The sequence below is a fragment of the Devosia rhizoryzae genome (genome assembly GCF_016698665.1).
GTDB classification, from domain to species: Bacteria; Pseudomonadota; Alphaproteobacteria; order Rhizobiales; family Devosiaceae; genus Devosia; species Devosia rhizoryzae.
On sequence record NZ_CP068046.1, the window covers coordinates 2,116,634 to 2,134,714 of the forward strand.

General features: G+C 63.8%; 17 protein-coding genes. 5 read left to right on the forward strand and 12 right to left on the reverse strand.

All coding sequences use genetic code 11. The features are described 5' to 3' along the window. Positions 1 to 56 precede the first annotated feature (56 nt). The 4 genes from JI748_RS10540 to ileS all read right to left on the reverse strand — a co-directional run bounded on the left by JI748_RS10540 (position 57) and on the right by ileS (position 6,463). A complete protein-coding gene (locus tag JI748_RS10540; protein ID WP_201630249.1) occupies positions 57 to 1,820 on the reverse strand; it encodes a pseudouridine synthase in 1,764 nt (587 codons plus the stop codon). 160 nt (positions 1,821 to 1,980) lie between these two features. Beyond that, the gene (locus JI748_RS10545; RefSeq protein WP_201630251.1) at positions 1,981 to 2,679 is read right to left on the reverse strand and encodes a hypothetical protein; all 699 of its coding nucleotides are present in this window, start codon (positions 2,677 to 2,679) and stop codon (positions 1,981 to 1,983) included. Positions 2,680 to 2,754: 75 nt separating this feature from the next. Beyond that, positions 2,755 to 3,327: a signal peptidase II gene (gene lspA, locus JI748_RS10550; protein ID WP_233280493.1), complete on the reverse strand. Its 573-nt coding sequence runs from the start codon at positions 3,325 to 3,327 to the stop codon at positions 2,755 to 2,757. Between the two features lie 136 nt (positions 3,328 to 3,463). After that, complete coding sequence (gene ileS, locus JI748_RS10555; RefSeq protein ID WP_201630253.1) at positions 3,464 to 6,463, reverse strand: isoleucine--tRNA ligase; 3,000 nt, start codon at positions 6,461 to 6,463, stop codon at positions 3,464 to 3,466. Positions 6,464 to 6,621: 158 nt separating this feature from the next. On the opposite strand from ileS, the gene JI748_RS10560 reads away from it, so the two are divergent. After that, entirely contained in the window at positions 6,622 to 6,858 is a 237-nt protein-coding gene (locus JI748_RS10560; protein ID WP_201630255.1) for a hypothetical protein, read from the forward strand. 8 nt (positions 6,859 to 6,866) lie between these two features. Here the strand turns inward: JI748_RS10560 and JI748_RS10565 are convergent, their stop codons facing one another. The 3 genes from JI748_RS10565 to JI748_RS10575 all read right to left on the reverse strand — a co-directional run bounded on the left by JI748_RS10565 (position 6,867) and on the right by JI748_RS10575 (position 10,205). Continuing rightward, complete coding sequence (locus tag JI748_RS10565; protein WP_201630257.1) at positions 6,867 to 7,841, reverse strand: bifunctional riboflavin kinase/FAD synthetase; 975 nt, start codon at positions 7,839 to 7,841, stop codon at positions 6,867 to 6,869. Between the two features lie 166 nt (positions 7,842 to 8,007). Beyond that, on the reverse strand, positions 8,008 to 8,874 hold the full coding sequence (locus tag JI748_RS10570) for a TIGR01459 family HAD-type hydrolase (RefSeq protein WP_201630259.1): 867 nt from the start codon (positions 8,872 to 8,874) through the stop codon (positions 8,008 to 8,010). Between the two features lie 68 nt (positions 8,875 to 8,942). After that, complete coding sequence (locus JI748_RS10575; protein WP_201630261.1) at positions 8,943 to 10,205, reverse strand: EAL domain-containing protein; 1,263 nt, start codon at positions 10,203 to 10,205, stop codon at positions 8,943 to 8,945. A gap of 189 nt (positions 10,206 to 10,394) precedes the next feature. Here JI748_RS10575 and JI748_RS10580 point away from each other — a divergent pair, with 189 nt between their 5' ends. Then, positions 10,395 to 11,825, forward strand: a complete 1,431-nt coding sequence (locus JI748_RS10580; RefSeq protein ID WP_233280494.1) for a sigma-54-dependent transcriptional regulator — start codon at positions 10,395 to 10,397, stop codon at positions 11,823 to 11,825. Here JI748_RS10580 and JI748_RS10585 read toward each other — a convergent pair. From JI748_RS10585 to JI748_RS10595, 3 genes are all read right to left on the reverse strand, one after another. Further along, positions 11,822 to 12,730: a DMT family transporter gene (locus tag JI748_RS10585; RefSeq protein ID WP_201637243.1), complete on the reverse strand. Its 909-nt coding sequence runs from the start codon at positions 12,728 to 12,730 to the stop codon at positions 11,822 to 11,824. The genes JI748_RS10580 and JI748_RS10585 overlap by 4 nt on opposite strands. Positions 12,731 to 12,798: 68 nt before the next feature. Next, entirely contained in the window at positions 12,799 to 12,987 is a 189-nt protein-coding gene (locus tag JI748_RS10590; protein ID WP_201630263.1) for a hypothetical protein, read from the reverse strand. A gap of 178 nt (positions 12,988 to 13,165) precedes the next feature. Beyond that, positions 13,166 to 13,513 carry a DUF427 domain-containing protein gene (locus JI748_RS10595; RefSeq protein ID WP_201630265.1) on the reverse strand — a complete coding sequence of 116 codons (348 nt, stop codon included), beginning with the start codon at positions 13,511 to 13,513 and terminating at the stop codon, positions 13,166 to 13,168. A gap of 182 nt (positions 13,514 to 13,695) precedes the next feature. Here JI748_RS10595 and JI748_RS10600 point away from each other — a divergent pair, with 182 nt between their 5' ends. The 3 genes from JI748_RS10600 (at position 13,696) to JI748_RS10610 (ending at position 16,055) form a co-directional block, all read left to right on the forward strand. Further along, the gene (locus tag JI748_RS10600; protein WP_164533562.1) at positions 13,696 to 13,986 is read left to right on the forward strand and encodes a co-chaperone GroES; all 291 of its coding nucleotides are present in this window, start codon (positions 13,696 to 13,698) and stop codon (positions 13,984 to 13,986) included. Positions 13,987 to 14,039: 53 nt separating this feature from the next. After that, a complete protein-coding gene (groL, locus tag JI748_RS10605; protein ID WP_201630267.1) occupies positions 14,040 to 15,680 on the forward strand; it encodes a chaperonin GroEL in 1,641 nt (546 codons plus the stop codon). Positions 15,681 to 15,818: 138 nt separating this feature from the next. After that, positions 15,819 to 16,055 carry a BrnA antitoxin family protein gene (locus JI748_RS10610; protein WP_201630269.1) on the forward strand — a complete coding sequence of 79 codons (237 nt, stop codon included), beginning with the start codon at positions 15,819 to 15,821 and terminating at the stop codon, positions 16,053 to 16,055. Here the strand turns inward: JI748_RS10610 and JI748_RS10615 are convergent. Together JI748_RS10615 and JI748_RS10620 are read right to left on the reverse strand one after the other, a co-directional pair. Further along, complete coding sequence (locus JI748_RS10615; protein ID WP_201630283.1) at positions 16,052 to 16,804, reverse strand: TSUP family transporter; 753 nt, start codon at positions 16,802 to 16,804, stop codon at positions 16,052 to 16,054. The genes JI748_RS10610 and JI748_RS10615 overlap by 4 nt on opposite strands. Further along, a complete protein-coding gene (locus JI748_RS10620) occupies positions 16,801 to 18,021 on the reverse strand; it encodes a glycosyltransferase family 2 protein (RefSeq protein ID WP_233280496.1) in 1,221 nt (406 codons plus the stop codon). The genes JI748_RS10615 and JI748_RS10620 overlap by 4 nt, the downstream gene beginning before the upstream one ends. Between the last annotated feature and the right edge of the window lie 60 nt (positions 18,022 to 18,081).

Below are 18,081 nucleotides of genomic sequence, written 5' to 3' on the forward strand. Positions count from 1 at the left end.
TGCGGCCTAGCTGCACTACCCTCCCCCTTCGGGGGGAGGGAACGCACACTATTGGCTCAGCGACCGGTTGGACGGCGTGGACCCGAGGACGGGCGACCGCCTGTCGGGCGTCCACCGGGTGGACGGCCACCCTCAGGACGACCGCCGGTCGGACGACCACCTTGCGGACGCTGGCCTGTGGGGCGTGAGCCACTCGGCTTGCCGCCGAAGGGCTTGCTGCCCGGACGACCGCCAAAGGATTTGGCGCCGGGAGCGCCGTCGCGGCGCTGGGGACGATCACCATAAGGCTTGTCGGTCGGACGCGGACCGGTTCTCGGCTTGTCACCAAAGGACCGCTGCGGACGATCGCCGAAGTCGCGCTTGGGCCGATCGTTAAGACCGCCTTCGGGACGGGGACCGCGGTTGGGCCGGTCGCCGGACGGGCGCTGCGGGCGATCACCGAAGTCGCGCTTCGGGCGATCAGAAAAACCACCCTCGGGACGGGGACCACGGTTCGGTTTGTCGCCATAGGGCCGCTGCGGACGATCGCCAAAATTACCGCGCGCCGACTTGTCGCCATAGGGGCGTTGCTGGCGATCGCCATATGGGCGCTGCGGCTTGTCGCCATACGAACGCTGCGGCCGATCGCCGGTCGGACGCTGCGAACGGTCACCGAAACTGCGCTGTGGCTTATCGCCAAAGTCGCGCTTGGGCTTGTCACCAAAATCGCGTTTGGGGCGATCACCAAATCCACCGCGGGCTGGTTTGTCGCCGAAGCTGCCGCGCTCAGGACGATCGCCGCCCGGCTTACCGAAGCTGCTTGCTGGCTGATCGTCGCGATCGGTGCGGCCGCGGCTCTGCGGCTTGGGCGTATAGGCTTCGGGCGCGCGGCCATCGTCCTCGAAGTGGACACGGCGCGGACGGCTGCTCGAGCGCTCTTCCTCGCCGCGGCCAGGAGCCGTGCGGGTGGCGCCACGGGCGGGGTTGGGCCGCGAACTGTCGCGATCGCGTGGCGAGCGAACGCGGAAGCCTTCTTCGCGCGGCTGCTGGGCGAAGGGATCGGGCATTTCGCTTTCGAAATCGACGCCGGCCTCGGCAGCGAGCTTCTTGCCGAGCTGATCGCGCAGCATGCGAGCCTTGACCATTTCGACGCCGTTTTCGGGCAGATCGCCAAGCTGGAACGGACCATAGGAAACGCGGATCAGGCGATTGACCTCCAGACCGAGCGAGCCGAGGACATTCTTGACTTCGCGGTTCTTGCCTTCGCGCAGGCCAAGCACGAGCCAGACATTGGCGCCCTGCTCGCGCTCCAGCGTCGCCGTGATCGGGCCATACTGGATGCCCTCGACGGTGATGCCATCCTTGAGGCCATCGAGCTGCGCCTGGGTCACCGAGCCATGGGCGCGGACACGATAACGGCGCAGCCAGCCGGTGGAGGGCAGTTCGAGGACGCGCTTGAGGCCGCCATCATTGGTGAGCAGCAGCAGGCCTTCGGTGTTGATATCGAGGCGGCCGACGGTGAGGACGCGCGGCAGGCCCTTCTTCTCGAATTCCTCGAAGATGGTCGGGCGGCCTTCGGGGTCGCGCTCGGTCACAACGAGGCCGGCCGGCTTGTGGTAGAGCCAGACGCGGGTGCCCTGACGCGCGGCCAGCGGCATGCCGTCGACTTCAATCTTGTCCTTGTCGGTAACGTTGAAGGCCGGGGTGATGACCTTCTTGCCGTTGACGCTGATGCGGCCATCGGTGATCCAGCCTTCGGCATCGCGGCGCGAGCAGAGGCCGGCGCGGGCAATGACCTTGGCAAGGCGGTCGATGGTTTCAGGCTGTTTATCGTCGCTCATGGGCGAGGCTTTCTGTCATGCGGGACCCTTCTTTGCTGGTCGCGCTTCCGAAGCGGAAAACCGGTTTCCACTTTTCGTCGAAGCGCTCCGTCGGGCGGCGCGGTAAATGGAAAGCGGCCGGATGGCTCCGGCCGCTGGAATGCTTGGGAGGCGCCAGAGCCTAGCGGCTGAGCCGCGTTTCCTGCCGGGTCAGGCCAGCGCCGGCGCCGGAGCTGATCGAGTTCGATGGCTGCAATGCGGTGCCGGAGCCGCGCTGGATGGCAGCACGGACATCGGCCGGGCAGCGCTCGTCGCGCAAGGAAACGAACTCGCCGGAAGCCGAGCGGCAGACCAGCTGGGCGTCGCCGACCTGGGTGAAGTATTCGGCCGGAGGCAGGTAAAGCGGGCGCTGGCTGTTGGCGGTAACCGGCATATTGGCGCGCTGCATCTGTGCGGTGAGCTGACGGGCCTCGGTCTCGGTCAGCGGACGGCCACCAAGGGTGCGCATATCGACAACCCGCGCCCGGCGCATGATCTCGATATCGTTGGCGCTGAGGCCGGTCGTGTCGATCTGAACCGTGTCGCTGTTGACCGGCAGGGAAGCGGCGGCGACCTGGGTGGTCGGAGCCGGCAGGGCATTGGTTCCACCGCGCGGCAGAACCAGCGGCGCACGGGCGGCGGTCAGGTCTTCCTTGGGCGCTGCGCCGGGGATGAGGCCAACGCCACGGGCGGTGTCGTTGAGAACTTCGCGCTCGAAGGTGCCAAAATCGGTGAACGCATTATTGCCTTCGACGGTGGTGCAGGCGCCCAGCGCGAGCGTCGCAAGCAGTCCCAGCGCCATGAGCCCCGAGCGGGCGGCGGTCGACAATGCAATGTGCATGCACTCATCCCTTAAGATAACGGCGCTTCTATAGCGCATTGTGTGCGCTAAGACCAGATTCTGGCAGCAAGGTGATTATGCCGGCTTTTTTTCTTTCCTGCGGCCAAGGCCGAGAAGATCGGCGAAGAGCAGGATGACGCCCAGGGTAATCGCCATGTCGGCGATGTTGAAGATGTAGAACGACCAGCTTCCCCAGTGGAAGTGGAAGAAATCGGCCACTGCGCCATAGATCAGCCGGTCGAGGGCATTGGAGAGAGCACCACCGATGCAGAAGGCAAGGCCGAGCCGGACCAGGAAGACACTAGTCCGCCACCACCAGACCGATAGGGCGACGATGGCAACCAGCATGACGGCGCCGAGGGTCCAGACGGGAAGACCATCGAGCAGGCCATAGGAAATGCCGGTATTCCAGACGAGGACGTAGTCGAAGAATGGCGTGACGCTGATCACCTCGCCGCCGCGCCAGCCGGTGAGCGTCAAGGGATTATAGGCATAAGGGATCTGGACGCAGAGCGCCTGGCCGAAGGCATAGCATTCGGCGGCGATGTGGAAGCCTTTTTGCGCGCGATCGATCCCGAAGGCGATGATTGCCGCCATTAGGGAGGCGATGATGGTCGGGTTGCGAAGGGAGTGAGCCGGAATTGTCACCGAAATCTTCTCCGTCTTCCTTCTCCCCTCGCGGGAGAAGGTGGCGCGCAGCGCCGGATGAGGGGTCTATGGACGTTGAGGACCACCCCTCACCCGCCCTTCGGGCACCCTCTCCCGCAAGGGGAGAGGGGAAGTGCTAGAGACCAGCCGCGGCGCGTTCGCGGAGGGCTTGGGCGTCGCGCAGGGTGACGTCCGGGTAGTCCTTGTCGGTGCCGACTTCGGGCAGGACTTTCCAGGAGCGGGCGCAGCGGTTGCCGGTGGCGAGGGCGGGCACGACCGAGATGCCGGGCACGTCGTCGAGGCGGAAGGCTTCGTGGGGGCCTTCGTTCTGCTTGAGTGCGACAGCCGAGGTGATGGCGATTTCGGCAAGGTCCTGACCTTCGAGCGCCACGAGGTAGCGGGCGTCGGCGACAAAGACTTGCGGTGCAGCCTCGAGCGAGGAGCCGATGCGCTTTTCGCGGCGCTCGATTTCGAGAGCACCGGTGACGACGCGGCGGACGGCGCGGATGAGCTGCCACTTTTGCGCCAGGTCATCATCGAGCCAGTCGGCGGGGATCTCGGGGAAGAGACGCAGGTGGACGGACTCGGTTTCGCCGGGGTGCCGTTCGAGCCAGCATTCCTCCATGGTGAAGACCAGGATCGGGGCGAGCCAGGCGGTCAGCGCATTGAAGAGGTAATCGAGCACGGTGAGCGCAGAGCGGCGGCGGATCGAGCTGATCGGGTCGCAATAAAGCGCGTCCTTGCGAATATCGAAGTAGAAGGCCGAAAGCTCGATATTCATGAAGTTGGTGAGGAGGGTCACCACCTTGCGGTAGTCGTATTCCTTGTAGGCGTTGCGCACACCGGCATCGAGCTGGGCAAGGCGATGCAGCATCAGCCGCTCCAGCTCGGGCATGTCCCTGGCGTCGACCACATCCTCGGCCTTGAAGTGGGCGAGGTTGCCGAGGAGCCAGCGCAGGGTGTTGCGCAGCTTGCGGTAGCTGTCGACGGTGGTCTGGATGATTTCCTTGCCGAGGCGGAGGTCTTCCGAATAGTCGGAGGAGGCGACCCAGAGGCGGAGGATATCGGCGCCGTATTGCTTGATGATGTCCTGTGGGGCGACGGTGTTGCCCAGGGACTTGCTCATCTTCTTGCCATCGCCATCCATGGTGAAGCCATGGGTCAGCACGCTGTCATAGGGCGCGTAGCCGTTGGTGGCGCAGCTTTCGAGCAGCGAAGAGTGGAACCAGCCGCGGTGCTGATCCGAGCCTTCGAGATACATCGAGGCCGGGAATTTCAGGTGCGGCCACTTCTGCTTGTTGCGGAGCACGAAGGCGTGGGTGGAGCCACTATCGAACCAGACGTCAAGGACGTCCTTGATCATCTCGTAGTCGGAAGCGGCATAGTCCGAGCTGAGGTAGCGCTCGGCCGCGCCGGGCTTGTACCAGGCGTCGGCGCCTTCTTCCTCAAAACTTTGCGCAATGCGGTGATTGACCGCTTCGTCGCGGAGGATTTCGCCGCTTTCCCGGTGCACGAAAACGGTGATCGGCACGCCCCAGGCGCGCTGGCGTGAGAGGACCCAATCGGGGCGATCGGCGATCATGGCACGCAGACGGTTCTGGCCGGCAGCGGGGTAGAATTTGGTCGCGTCGATGGCGTTGAGCGCGCGGTGGCGCAGGGTGTCGCCCTCGGCGCCTTCGGTGGCTTTGTCCATGTAGACGAACCATTGCGGCGTGTTGCGGTAGATTACCGGCTTCTTGGAGCGCCATGAGTGCGGGTATGAATGCTTGACGCGGCCGCGGGCGACCATGGCGCCGCGCTCGGCAAGGGCGGTGATGACGCGCTGGTTGGCGTCGCCCTTCTTGCCGTTGTCGTCGATGACGCGGGCGCCGTCGAAGCCGGGCGCATCCTTGGTGTAGAAACCGTCGTCGCCGACCGGGAAGGGGATGGTCGGATCGATGCCGCGATCCTGCAGCAGGCGGGTCGAGGTCATCCAGATGTCGAAGTCGTCGAGGCCGTGCGAGGGCGCGGTATGGACGAAGCCGGTGCCGGCATCGTCGGTAACATGTTCGCCATCGAGAAGCGGGACGTCAAATTGGTAGCCATCGGCGAAACCGCGAAGCGGATGGGCCGTGGTGATGCCGTCGAGCTCGTCGGCGGTGACGCTTGCGCGCTTTTCATAGCCGCTGACCTTGGCCTTGGCGAAGACTTCGGCAGCGAGCTTGTCGGCGATGATGTACTTTTCACCGACCTTGGCCCAGTTTTCGGCCGGGGCCTCGGTGACCTCGTAGAGGCCATAGCTGATGCGGCTCGAAAACGAGATCGCGCGGTTGGCCGGAATGGTCCAGGGCGTCGTGGTCCAGATCAAGACGGAAGCGCCGGCGAATTGCTGTTCGCCGCCCGCCGTATAGGAGACGGACGGGCCTGCGATGGGCGTATAGGTGCCCGAGCGCTGGGGGGCGGCGGAGGTCAGGATCGGGAATTTGACCCAGATCGTGTCGCTCTCGTAGTCGGCATATTCGATTTCGGCTTCGGCGAGCGCGGTGCGCTCAACCACCGACCACATGACGGGCTTGGAGCCGCGATAAAGCTGTCCCGACATCGAGACCTTCATCAGCTCGCGCGCGATCTGGGCTTCGGCATCAAAGCTCATGGTGAGGTAGGGGTTGTCCCACTCGCCCAGAATGCCGAGGCGCTTGAATTCCTCGCGCTGGATGTCGACCCATTGTTCGGCGAAGCTACGGCATTCCTGGCGGAATTCGACCACCGGGACGTCGTTCTTGTCCTTGCCCTTGGCGCGGTACTGCTCTTCGATCTTCCATTCGATCGGCAGACCGTGACAATCCCAGCCGGGAACATAGGCGGCGTTGTGGCCCAGCATCTGCATGGACCGGCTGACCATGTCCTTGAGCGTCTTGTTGAGCGCGTGGCCGATATGGATATTGCCATTGGCGTAGGGCGGGCCGTCATGGAGCGTAAAAAGCGGGCGATCCTTGGCCTGCTCGCGCTGCATTGCGTAAATGTCCATGTCCGCCCAGCGCTTGAGCCAGATGGGCTCGCGATCCGGCAGGCCGGCGCGCATCGGGAATTCGGTTTCCGGCAGGAAGAGCGTCGACGAGTAATCGGTTTCGGTCGCGCCGGTTGCGGTGTCGTTCATGGAAGAAAAGGCTTTCGGGGAAGATTTGCGGCGGGTTGTAGCAAGGGAGGCGGATCGGGGCAAAGAAAATTGGGCGCATGGCAGGCTGGCTTGCCCCTGCCGCTGCGGATCGAAAGCTTCGGCAAAGCATTTCTCCTGTCGAACACAGGAGCTCTTCCATGCAATTGTCCGACCAGGCGCTCTCCATCCTCGCTTTTGCCGCCTACCATCAGCTGGAAAGCGGCGACGCCGTCAGCGAGGTGGCTCTCGATGACGGTCAAGGTCACAAGGCGAGCGCAAAAGGCGTCGAAGAGCTACAAGAGGCCGGCTTGCTGACGGTCAATGGCAGCCGCGGCACGTTCACCGATGAAGGCGCGGCAAAGCTCAAGGCCGTGGTGGATTCCCTCCGCCACTAAAGCCTGGTTCAGCGTGCGAAAAAGCCCAGCCGCTCGTCCAGAGTGCTAAGCGGCTCTGCTGCAGCGATCATCTCGCGGGCCTTCTTGCCGTCGCGATCCATGGCGGCGATCAGTTCGTCCAGCCCATTGAATACTTCCTGCCCGCGAATGTGCCCGACCAGCGCCACCTGGATGGTCTGGCCATAAATATCTTCGTCGAAGTCGAAGAGGTGGGTTTCAAAGGGCGGCAGCTGATTGTCGAACATGGGCTTGCCGTAGGCGGCGACGCCGTCGAGCAGGCGATCCCCGAGGCGAGCGCGGACGGCGTAGACGCCCTGCGCGAGCTGGAAGCCGTTGGCCGTCTGAGTATTGGCCGTCGGATAGCCAAGCTCGCGGCCGCGCTGGTCGCCTTTCACCACGCAGCCATCGAAGAACCAGTGATAGCCAAGCAGCCTATTGGCAGCAGTGACGGCGCCTTCGCTCAGCGCAGCACGGATGCGCGAGGAGGAAATCGGCTCGTCGCCCTCGTCCATTAGGTCCAACGTTTCGACGGCAAAGCCAAGGCGCTCGCCTTCGGCGCGGAGGAATGCCGGTGTGCCACGGCGCTGGCGACCGAAGTGGAAGTCGGAGCCGGTGATGACGCCGCGCACGCCGAGCTGGTCGACGAGAATGGTCTGAACGAAGTCCTCGGCCTCGGTCTGCGAGAAGGCGCGATCGAAAGGAAGGACAATGATGCCATCGAGACCCAAGGCTTCGGCCAGCCGGACCTTGGCGTCGGCATGGGTCAGCCGGAACATAAAGGGCGCAGGCGCAAAAACGTCGCGCGGATGGGGCTCGAAGGTCAAAAGGAGCGCCGGGGCGTTGGCGGCGCGGGCGCGTTCGCGGAGGGCCGCAATGATGGATTGATGACCGCGATGAAGACCGTCGAAATTGCCGATGGCGACATGGGCGCCGCGGAGGTGGGCGGGCAGGTCGGCGGTGGTGGAGAGGCGGGTGAAGGTCACGGCAGGCTCGGGGTTTGGTTGAAGTACCCCCACCCGGCCTCCCCCTGCAGAAGGGGGAGGAGAAGGTCAGTGCGAGCCCACGATCCAGCGTTGAGCACAACGCCGCTCCTCCCCCGCCTTACGGGGGAGGTTGGGTGGGGGTCTTCCGAGACGAAAAGCACTGGAGCTACCACGTCAGCCGCGGCAGGTAGCCGGCGGTGCGGGCGCGGCTGGGGGCGATGAGGTCGGCAATGGCGCGGGGATCGGGTTTGCCGAAGGCGTCGAGCTCGGCGGCGTGGATCGAGCCGGTGACGAAAAGGAGATCGATGCCGAACTGGGCGGCGCCGGCCGCGTCGGTGCGGACGCTGTCGCCGATGGCCAGAACGCGGGACTTTGTCAGCCCCTGCCCTGCGGCGCGTTCAGCCAGGCGGAAAGCTTCTTCGTAGATCGGCTGGTAGGGCTTGCCGGCCATGTGGACCATGCCGCCCATGGCCGAATAAAGGTCGCCCAAGGCACCGCCGCAATAGATGATCTTGTCGCCATGCTCGACGACGCGATCGGGATTGGCGCAGATCATCGGCAGCTTGCGGCTGAGCCACTGGCGCGCCCGATCGCGATACATTTCCGGCGTATCGTCGTCGGTGTCGAGATCGGTGACGACCACGACTTCGGCCTCGTCGGCGCCGGTACGGCGAAGGTCAAAACCTTCGTAAAGGGCATCGTCCTCGGTGGGCGGACCGACGTGGTGGATGGCCCGGCCCTGATACTTGGCGATCATGTTGCGGGTGACGTCACCGGACGACACGATGGCGTCATATGTGTCGCGCGGGACGTCGAGGCGATCGAGCATGGCGATGATCGGGCCGGAGGGGCGCGGTGCATTGGTGATCAGCACCACCCTGCCCCCGTCGCGTCGAAAATTGCGCAGCGCCTCGACGGCTTCGGGAAAGGCATGGACGCCATTGTGGATGACGCCCCAAACGTCGCTCAGGACTGCGTCGTAGCGGCCGGAAAGATCGGAAAGGCCGGCAATGGTGGGCAGGGGCGAGGGCATGGCGGCATCTCTCCTAGGCGAGGGTCCTGCCCTATGTGGCACTTTGCGCCGATCGATCAAGCGAAAAGCTATTCGGCGCGGCGCAGCGGCTGCGTCACCGGGCGGCCGGACTCGAGCACGAGGTCCTGGCGAACGGGCCCGGGCGCCGCGATATAATTGCCCTGGACCAGGATGATGTCGTTGTCGAGCAGTTCGACGATCTGCCGCTCGGTGGCAACGCCGGTGGCCAGCAGCGAGACTTCGAAGCGCGCCAGATAATTGGCGATGTCCGAGATGTGGAAATCGGTGAAGACCTCGGGCGTGTCGAGGAAGCGGGTGGCATCAACCCGCAGCGAGCGGACGCCGAGGGCGGCCAATTCGGCAATGTCGAGGCGAAGGGAGCGAAGGTTGGAGATCGAAAAACCGGCGCCCTTGCGCGCCACGGCTTCCACCACGGCGCGCTCGCGCGTGGTGAGGCTCTGCCAGTCGCTTTCCGGAACAAGAAAGGTCAGGCCCGAGGCAATGGCGCGGTTGGCATCGAGCGTTACCAGCAGCTGTTCGGCGGAAAATTCATCGCCCAGAGTGGCTCGCGTCAGAGGAATATGGAGCACGACGGGCTGGCCGCCGGTTCTCGAGCGACGGGCGATGGCCACGGCTTCGACAAGGCCGACGCCTTCGATCTGGCGGATCAGGTCCTGTCCGCCGCGGCGCGGCATGAAATCGGGTGCCCCGGCGAGTTCGCCATCTTCAAGCATCAGGCGCGGCAGCATGTCGTATGCGGCGGCGCGGCGTTGCGGCAGGCGGGCTATGGGCTGGATATGGTGGACGAGGCGATTGTCGAGCAGCGCCTGGCGCAGCATTTCGAGCGGGATTATCGGCTCGGGCTCGCTGATCACCGTGATCTGGGTGGCAGCGCGCGGTGGCGGTGCGGCAATGATGCGCTCATTGGCATAAGGGCTGGGGCGAACTTGATCGGCCTTGGCAACCTTGTCCTCCATTTCGGCAACCGCTTCGGCGACCTGGCGGATGACGGTGCCGAGGACGGAAATGTCCGCTTCGACGGTTTCAAGGCGCTGGCCCGGATTGGTGTCGGCGATGGCATTGATGCGCTGGCCGAGCACGGCGCCCGCCTGGGCATCGGTGGCAAGAAGACGGGACAGGTCTTCGATGGCGCGTTCGAGCCGGTTTTCGGCGCGCTGGCGCAGGGAGCGTTCGAGAAAGACGATGCAGACACAGCCGAACACGGCCGCGAGCAGGATGGCATTGGCGGGGGTGAAGGTCAGCCCGAAATAGGCCAGTGCGCCCAGACTTGCCGCCGACAGCGTGATGAACGAATAAACCAAAGCCTGCACGGGCGGACCTGCATCCCTCTCGAGCGCCGGGATTCGGCCTTTCCCCTGTAGCATCTGGGCCGGAGCGGCAAAAGCTCGGCCGGCAAACTCTCCCGGTCTATTTAGACGGAATATTTACCCTAATCGGAAAACAATCGCAGCCAACCAGAACAACGGTCCGGCTGCGGACGAACCAGGGTGCATTTCTTGATGACGATGACGGCAGGCAGCGAAACGGCGTTAAGCGGTCAGCTTCTGTTGATCGACAGCGATGCCGATTGCGCGCGCCGTGTCGGCGAAGCGCTGAGCGAAGCGCTGCTGGTTTCGCCTGAAGTCACCATTGCCGAGAGCGGACGCGGCGGCATCGAAAAGCTACGACAGACGCGCTTCGACATCATCATTGCCGATCTGACGAGCCTTGTTGACCTCGCGCCGGGCATCGAAGACGCCATGGGTCGGCTGGTGCGTCTGGCAGATGGGGCATTGGTGCTCGCGATGGCCGATAGCGGTTCGGTCAGCGCCGCGCTTGGCGCAATGCGGGCCGGGGCGCATGATTATGTGGCAAAGCCGGTCAGCGGAGCAGCCCTGGCTTCCCGCATCGGCGAATTGGCGCAGCGGCATGGGCGGCCGCGGTCGCTGGGCTGCGAATCGGGTCCGGAAGCCGTGGTCGCCGACTTTGCCGGCTTTGTGGGCGCATCGAGCGCCATGCAGTTCCTTTATGAACAGATCGGGCGGGTGGCGACATCTTCGGCGCCGGTGTTCATTACCGGCGAAAGCGGCACCGGCAAGGATGTGTGCGCCGAGGCGCTGCACGAAAAGGGGCCGCGCAGCGCCGGGCGATTCGTGGCCATCAATTGCGCGGCGATCCCGCGCGACCTCATGGAAAGCGAGTTGTTCGGCGTGGTGCGCGGCGCCTTGACCGGTGCGCATGAGGATCGCAAGGGCGCGGCGGAACTGGCGGATGGCGGCACGCTATTCCTCGATGAAGTGGGGGAAATGGACCTCTCGCTCCAGAGCAAGCTTTTGCGCTTTCTGCAGACCGGGACGATCTCGCGCGTCGGCGAGACCAGCGTGCGCAAGGTTGATGTGCGGGTGATCTGCGCCACCAATCGCAACCCGATGCAGATGATTGCGGAGCGCAAGTTCCGCGAGGATCTGTTCTACCGGCTGCACGTCTTGCCGGTGCATTTGCCGCCGCTGCGGCAGCGGCCGAGCGACATCATGGTGCTGGCCCGACATTTCCTTCATCGCTATGCGCGCGAAGAGCATAAGAGCTTTGCCGGTTTCAGCCCGGAGGCCAGCCAGCAGCTGACGGCGGCCGATTGGCCGGGCAATGTGCGGCAGTTGCAGAACCTCATCCGCCGCCTGGTGGTGATGTTCGATGGCGGCGAGATCAGCGCGCACATGCTTGCGGCAGCCGATATCGAGGCGAAAACGGCAGCGCCGTCGGGCGTCGAAGCGCCCCGAAGCGAAGGCCGGCGATCGGTGCTGCCGATGTGGCGGCAGGAACAGCGGATCATCGAGGATGCGGTCGCGGCGTTCGGCGGCAATATTTCGATGGCGGCAGCCGCGCTCGAGATCAGCCCGTCGACGATTTACCGCAAGCGCCAGAGCTGGGCGGAGATGCAGGCTGCCAGCTAAGGCGTATTGGCCTCGCGCGCGCGGCGGCGATCGAGGCCGAGCCAGCGCTCGCGCAGGATCACGGCGATGCCGGAGCCGACGATGATGATGGCGCCGACGACCATCGGAATGGTCGGCACATCGGCGAAGATGACCATGCCGATGATGATGGTGAGAATCAGCGACACATATTCGAAGGGCGCGATGACCGACATGTCGGCATAGCGATAGCAGGAGGTCAGCAGCAGCTGGCCGATGCCGCCGAAAAAACCGGCGCCGATTAGAAGCGCCGCCTGTGCCGGCGTGGGCCAAACCCAGCCGAAGGGCAACGTCAGCAGGCTCAGAATGCTGGCGCTGATGAAGAAGTAGGTGACGATGGCTTCCGTGCGTTCGGTCTGCACCAGGGTGCGGACCTGCAGCATGGCAAAAGCGGACAGGATGGCGCCGCCCAAAGCCGTTAGCGCGCCTACCGCTTCTGCGCCGCCCAGCGCTTCGCCGCTGGAAAACACGGTAAGCCTGGGCCAGAGGATGATGCAGACGCCAAGGAGGCCCACCAGCACCGTGGTCCAGCGGAAGATCTGTACGCGCTCATGGAGAAGGAGCGCCGAAAGCATCACGATGATCAGCGGCGAAGCATAGCCGAGAGCTGTGGCTTCAGGCAGTGGCAGCCGGGTCAGGGCAAAAAAGCCCAGGCTCATCGAGGACACGCCGATAAGGCCGCGCAGAATGTGTCCCAGCGGACGGTCTGTTTGGAAAGCGCGGTTAAGCCGTCCCCGCCACGCCAGGAAAGCAAGAACCGGAAGCAGCGCAAAGAAGGAGCGGAAGAAGACCATCTGCCCCGAGGGGATGGTTTCGGTGGCCTTGAGCAGGGTCGCCATGACCACGAAGCACCCGACCGACAAAACCTTGAGCAGGATGCCCCGCATCGGCGATGGCGGGGCTGCTAACTCGACTTCGGTCTCGGCGGCGCTGGCCACGGCAATCCTAACGGCGGTTACTTGCCGGCTTCGAGCTTTTCCTTGGCGATGCGCGCAGTGGCGAATGCCTTATGCTCTTCGCCCACGGCGCTGCCGGTCTTCACGGCCTTGCCGGTCGAGTCCTGGACTTCCCAGTGCCAGTTGGTGTTGGCGCCCATGCCGCCCTTGCGGGTCAGCTTGATTTCGTAGGTTGGTTGTTCGCTCATGAGAGGCCTTATGGACCAGAGTGGGTGGAGGGGAAAGAGATAAGTTGCTCGTCGAGTTACATGCGAGTCGTCGTCGAGACCTCATGGTGAGCCTGTCGAAGCACGAGGTCGGTCACGCAGTTGGTGCCACGACCTCGTCCTTCGACAGGCTCAGGATGAGGTCTACTGGTTGATAGTTTTAGACCTCGGTGGTGCTGATCTTGATCCGGTCGCCGCCGAAGGTCAGGAGGTCACGGAGCGGCTCGTACCGGCCTTCGGCATAGGGGTGGTACCAGGCTTCGTCGACGCCGTCGGCGGTCAGCGTCTTGATGGTGTAGTAATGCGCAGCACCGAGGCCCTCGTCCTCGCTCGTCGTGTCCGAGGCTTCAAGGATTTGCGGATGCACGTCTTCGAGCGGCAGGTAGACGCGGGGTTCGCGGCCGGGGCGTTCGAGGCGCATGGCCCGGATGGAGCTCGCAATTTCGCCATCGTCGAAATAGATATGCACGCGACCGTCGACAGGCGTGATAGTGGCGGTTTCGAACATCGAAGTCTCCTTTGACGCAGTCATCTTTGCGTCTTCAACGCGTGAGAAAAAACTTCGGTTCACGCTTCTTGACTCTTCTCCGCCCTGCTCCCTATATCCGGCCAGCCTGTTAGCACTCCTTCGATTTGAGTGCTAAACGGTCCGAGATTGCATTCAGAAATGATGCCAAGAGGAAATTTATCATGGGCTTCCGTCCCCTGCATGACCGCGTGGTCGTCCGTCGCGTCGACAGTGAAGAAAAGACCAAAGGCGGGATCATCATCCCCGACACCGCCAAGGAAAAGCCCTCCGAGGGCGTGATCGTTTCCGTGGGCCCTGGCGCCCGTGACGAACAGGGCAAGATCAACGCGCTCGACGTCAAGGCCGGCGACCGCGTGCTGTTCGGCAAGTGGAGCGGCACCGAAGTCAAGCTCAACGGCGAAGACCTCATCATCATGAAAGAGTCCGACATCATGGGCATCGTCGAAGCCTAAGCTTCGCTGCCCATCCTGGTCGTCCTCATCCCACTCTTTAAGGAGCGCCTCACATGGCTGCCAAAGAAGTAAAGTTCTCCACCGACGCACGCGACAAGATGCTGCGCGGCGTCAACATCCTGGCCAACGCGGTCAAGGTAACGCTGGGTCCCAAGGGCCGTAACGTCGTTATCGAAAAGTCGTTCGGTGCTCCGCGCATCACCAAGGACGGCGTCTCGGTCGCCAAGGAAATCGAACTCGAAGACAAGTTCGAGAACCTGGGCGCACAGCTGCTCCGTTCGGTCGCTTCCAAGACCAACGACGTTGCCGGTGACGGCACCACCACGGCGACCGTTCTGGGCCAGGCCATCGTCGTCGAAGGCGTCAAGGCTGTTGCCGCAGGCTTCAACCCGATGGATCTCAAGCGCGGTATCGACCTCGCTGTCGAAGAAGTCGTCAAGTCGCTCCAGTCTTCGGCCAAGGGCATCACCTCCTCCTCCGAAGTTTCCCAGGTCGGCACCATTTCGGCCAATGGCGAAACCTCGATCGGCGAAATGATCGCCGAAGCGATGCAGAAGGTCGGCAACGAGGGTGTCATCACCGTCGAAGAAGCCAAGACTGCCGAAACCGAACTCGATGTCGTTGAAGGCATGCAGTTCGACCGCGGCTACCTCTCGCCTTACTTCGTCACCAATGCAGAAAAGATGACTGCGGTCCTCGAAGACCCCTACATCCTCCTGCACGAAAAGAAGCTTTCGAACCTGCAGGCGATCCTGCCGATCCTCGAAGCCGTGGTTCAGTCCCAGCGTCCGCTGCTGATCATCGCCGAAGACGTCGATGGCGAAGCGCTGCCGACCCTGGTCGTCAACCGTCTGCGCGCCGGCCTCAAGGTCGCTGCCGTGAAGGCGCCGGGCTTTGGTGACCGCCGCAAGGCAATGCTGGAAGACATCGCCATCCTCACCGGTGGCCAGGTGATCTCCGAAGACCTCGGCATCAAGCTCGAGAACGTGACCCTCGACATGCTCGGCACTGCCAAGCGCGTTGAAATCACCAAGGAAAACACCACGATCGTCGATGGCGCCGGTACCCAGGAAGACATCCAGGGCCGCGTTGGCCAGATCAAGGCGCAGATCGAGGAAACCACCTCGGACTACGACAAGGAAAAGCTGCAGGAACGCCTCGCCAAGCTTGCCGGTGGCGTTGCCGTGATCCGCGTCGGTGGTTCCACCGAAGTGGAAGTCAAGGAACGCAAGGATCGCGTCGACGACGCGCTCAACGCTACCCGCGCTGCCGTTGAAGAAGGCATCGTTCCCGGTGGTGGCGTCGCCCTCCTCCGCGCTTCGAACGCCCTCACCATCAAGGGTGCAAACGCCGACCAGGACGCCGGCATCGCCATCGTTCGCCGCGCTCTCCAGGAGCCGGTGCGCACGATTGCCAACAATGCCGGTGCCGAAGGCTCCGTCGTCGTCGGCAAGATCCTTGAGAACAGCTCGCCGACCTTCGGCTACAACGCTGCAACCGGTGAATATGGCGACCTCGTTGCGCTCGGCGTCATCGACCCGGTCAAGGTCGTGCGTCACGCTCTCCAGGACGCAGCTTCGGTTGCATCGCTCCTGATCACCACCGAAGCGCTGATCGTCGAGGCCCCCAAGGACGCAGCACCGGCAATGCCGGGCGGCGGCGGCATGGGCGGCATGGGCGGCATGGATTTCTAATCCACGCCCAGCACGCAAAGCTTCAAAGATCGTTTCTTCCCAGTCACGATCTTTGTGGAAGGCCTCGGTGGAAACGCCGGGGCCTTTTTCTTGGACCCTAGCAGAGCTAGTCTGAGACACTTAACGCACGAGGATAATATGCGCAGACCTGGACGCGGAAATGCCTTTGACGAAGCGGAGGCGGTGTTTAAGAGCGCTGCGCCTAAGCCAGCCTTTGCGGCGCCGGCAAAGTCGGCCAGCCCGCCGGAGGGGAAGGAGCTGGTTTCGATCAGGCTCGACCGCGCCGTGCTCGAGCATTTCCAGGACGATGGACCGGGTTGGCAGGAGCGGATCAATGCGGCGCTGCGCCAAGCCGCGGGGCTGGATCCCGCCTAAGGGAAGAAGATCAGTTTCAGCGCCAGGGCGATGGAGACGACAACCACCAGCGGGCGGATGATGGTGGCGCCGTAGCGAATGCCGGTGCGGGCGCCGATATAGGCGCCGATGATCTGGCCACTGGCCATGGCGGCGGCGACGGGCCAGACGACCTGCCCCTGCGGGATGAAGATTGCAAGGGCCGCCAGGTTTGAGGTGAAGTTCAACGCCTTGGTGCTGCCGGTGGCGCGGGTAAGCCCGAGACCAAAAAGCACCACGAAGCCGACGGTGAAGAACGAGCCGGTGCCCGGGCCGAAGATGCCGTCGTAAAAGCCGATTGCGAAACCCAGGACCGGCACGAAGGGGCCGAAGGGCAACCGCGCGGCGCGGTCGGCATCGCTGAGTTTTGGCGCGAAGAGGAAGTAGAGCGCGATTGCAATCAGCGCCACCGGGACGGCGACGTTGAGGAGCGAGATGTCGATGCGGCTGACCGTCAAGGCGCCGAGGAAGCTGCCCGCAAAGGTTGCAGCGATGGCGGGCAAGAGGCGGCGGAGATCGACGAAGCCGCGGCGCCAATAGGTTGTTACCGCCATGGCCGTGCCGACGATGGACTGCATCTTGTTGGTGGCGAGCGCTGCGACCGGCGGCAGGCCGGCGGACAGCAATGCGGGAAGCGACAGCATGCCTCCGCCCCCGGCTATGGCGTCGACAAATCCGGCAAGCAGGCCAACGAAGCCGAGCGCCAGGAGAATGAGGGGATCGACGATCATGTGTTTGTCAGGTCCGAATGGCGCCGCTGGCGATCAACCGGCTCGGTGTCGGCGACGCGGCGTTCGTAGATGGGAATGTTGATCATCGAGGACATGAAGCCGCTCATCATCAGCTGGAATCCGGTGACCAATGCGGTCATCGAGAGAATGACAGCGCGCAGGGTCGCATGAGAGGTCAACGGGCCAAAGTCGCGGGCGGCCCACTGGATTAATCCCCAGACCAGGGCGGAAAGACCGGCAAGCATCAGGAGGATGGCGATCAGGAGGATGCGTTCGAGCGTCAGCCATTCAAGCAGGCGATCATAGGTGCCGGAACGCGGGATGAAGCCATAGCGGGAGGCGAAACGCCGGCCGATGATGGCGAAGGCGATGGACTGGACACCCGTAATAACGCAAAGGGCGGCGACGAGCAGGGTGTGCACGTCGAACGTGATGGCGCCAATGGTGACTGGGCCGCGGACCAGCTGAGAGCCGACGACGATGCCGGTCCAGACCAGCGCGACGCCGGGATAAAGAAAGAGCCAGCGGGGCGAGAACAGCAGCAGGAAGCGCAGGTGGCGCCAGCCGTCTCGGAAGGAGCGCAGATGCGGCGGGCGGGAGCGACCGTCCTTCTTGAGCGTCGTCGGCACTTCGCGCACGTCGAGCTGGCTGAGCGTCGCCTTGACCACCATTTCGGAGGCGAATTCCATACCAGTGGTGCGCAGGTTTAGATCTCGGATGGCGTCGCGGGAAAACCCGCGCAGGCCGCAATGGAAATCGCGGATGGGGGTGCGGAAGAACAGCCGGCCGAGGAAGCTCAGCACCGGATTGCCGATGTAGCGGTGGTGCCAGGGCATGGCGCCAGGAGCGACGCCGCCGGCGAAACGGTTGCCCATGACGAGATCGGCGCCATTGCGTAGCGCGGCGACGAAGAGGTCGAGATTGGCAAAATCATAGCTATCGTCGGCGTCACCCATGATGACGAAGCGGCCGCGGGCATTGACGATACCGGTGGCAAGCGCTGCGCCATAACCCCGTTGATCGGCATGGACGACGCGGGCGCCGTGGGCGGCGGCTATTGCCTGTGAGCCGTCGGTCGAGCCATTGTCGGCGATCAGCACTTCGCCGGCGATGCCAGTGCGAGCGAGGAAGCTTTGCGCCTTGTCGATGCAGGTGGCGAGTGTTTCCGCCTCGTTGAGGCAGGGCATCAGGATGGTCAGTTCGAGCGTATCAGCCACATGCGCCCCCAGGCGGACATAAAGTCTTGTGCCGTGATTTGGCCGCAAGAGGCAATGGCG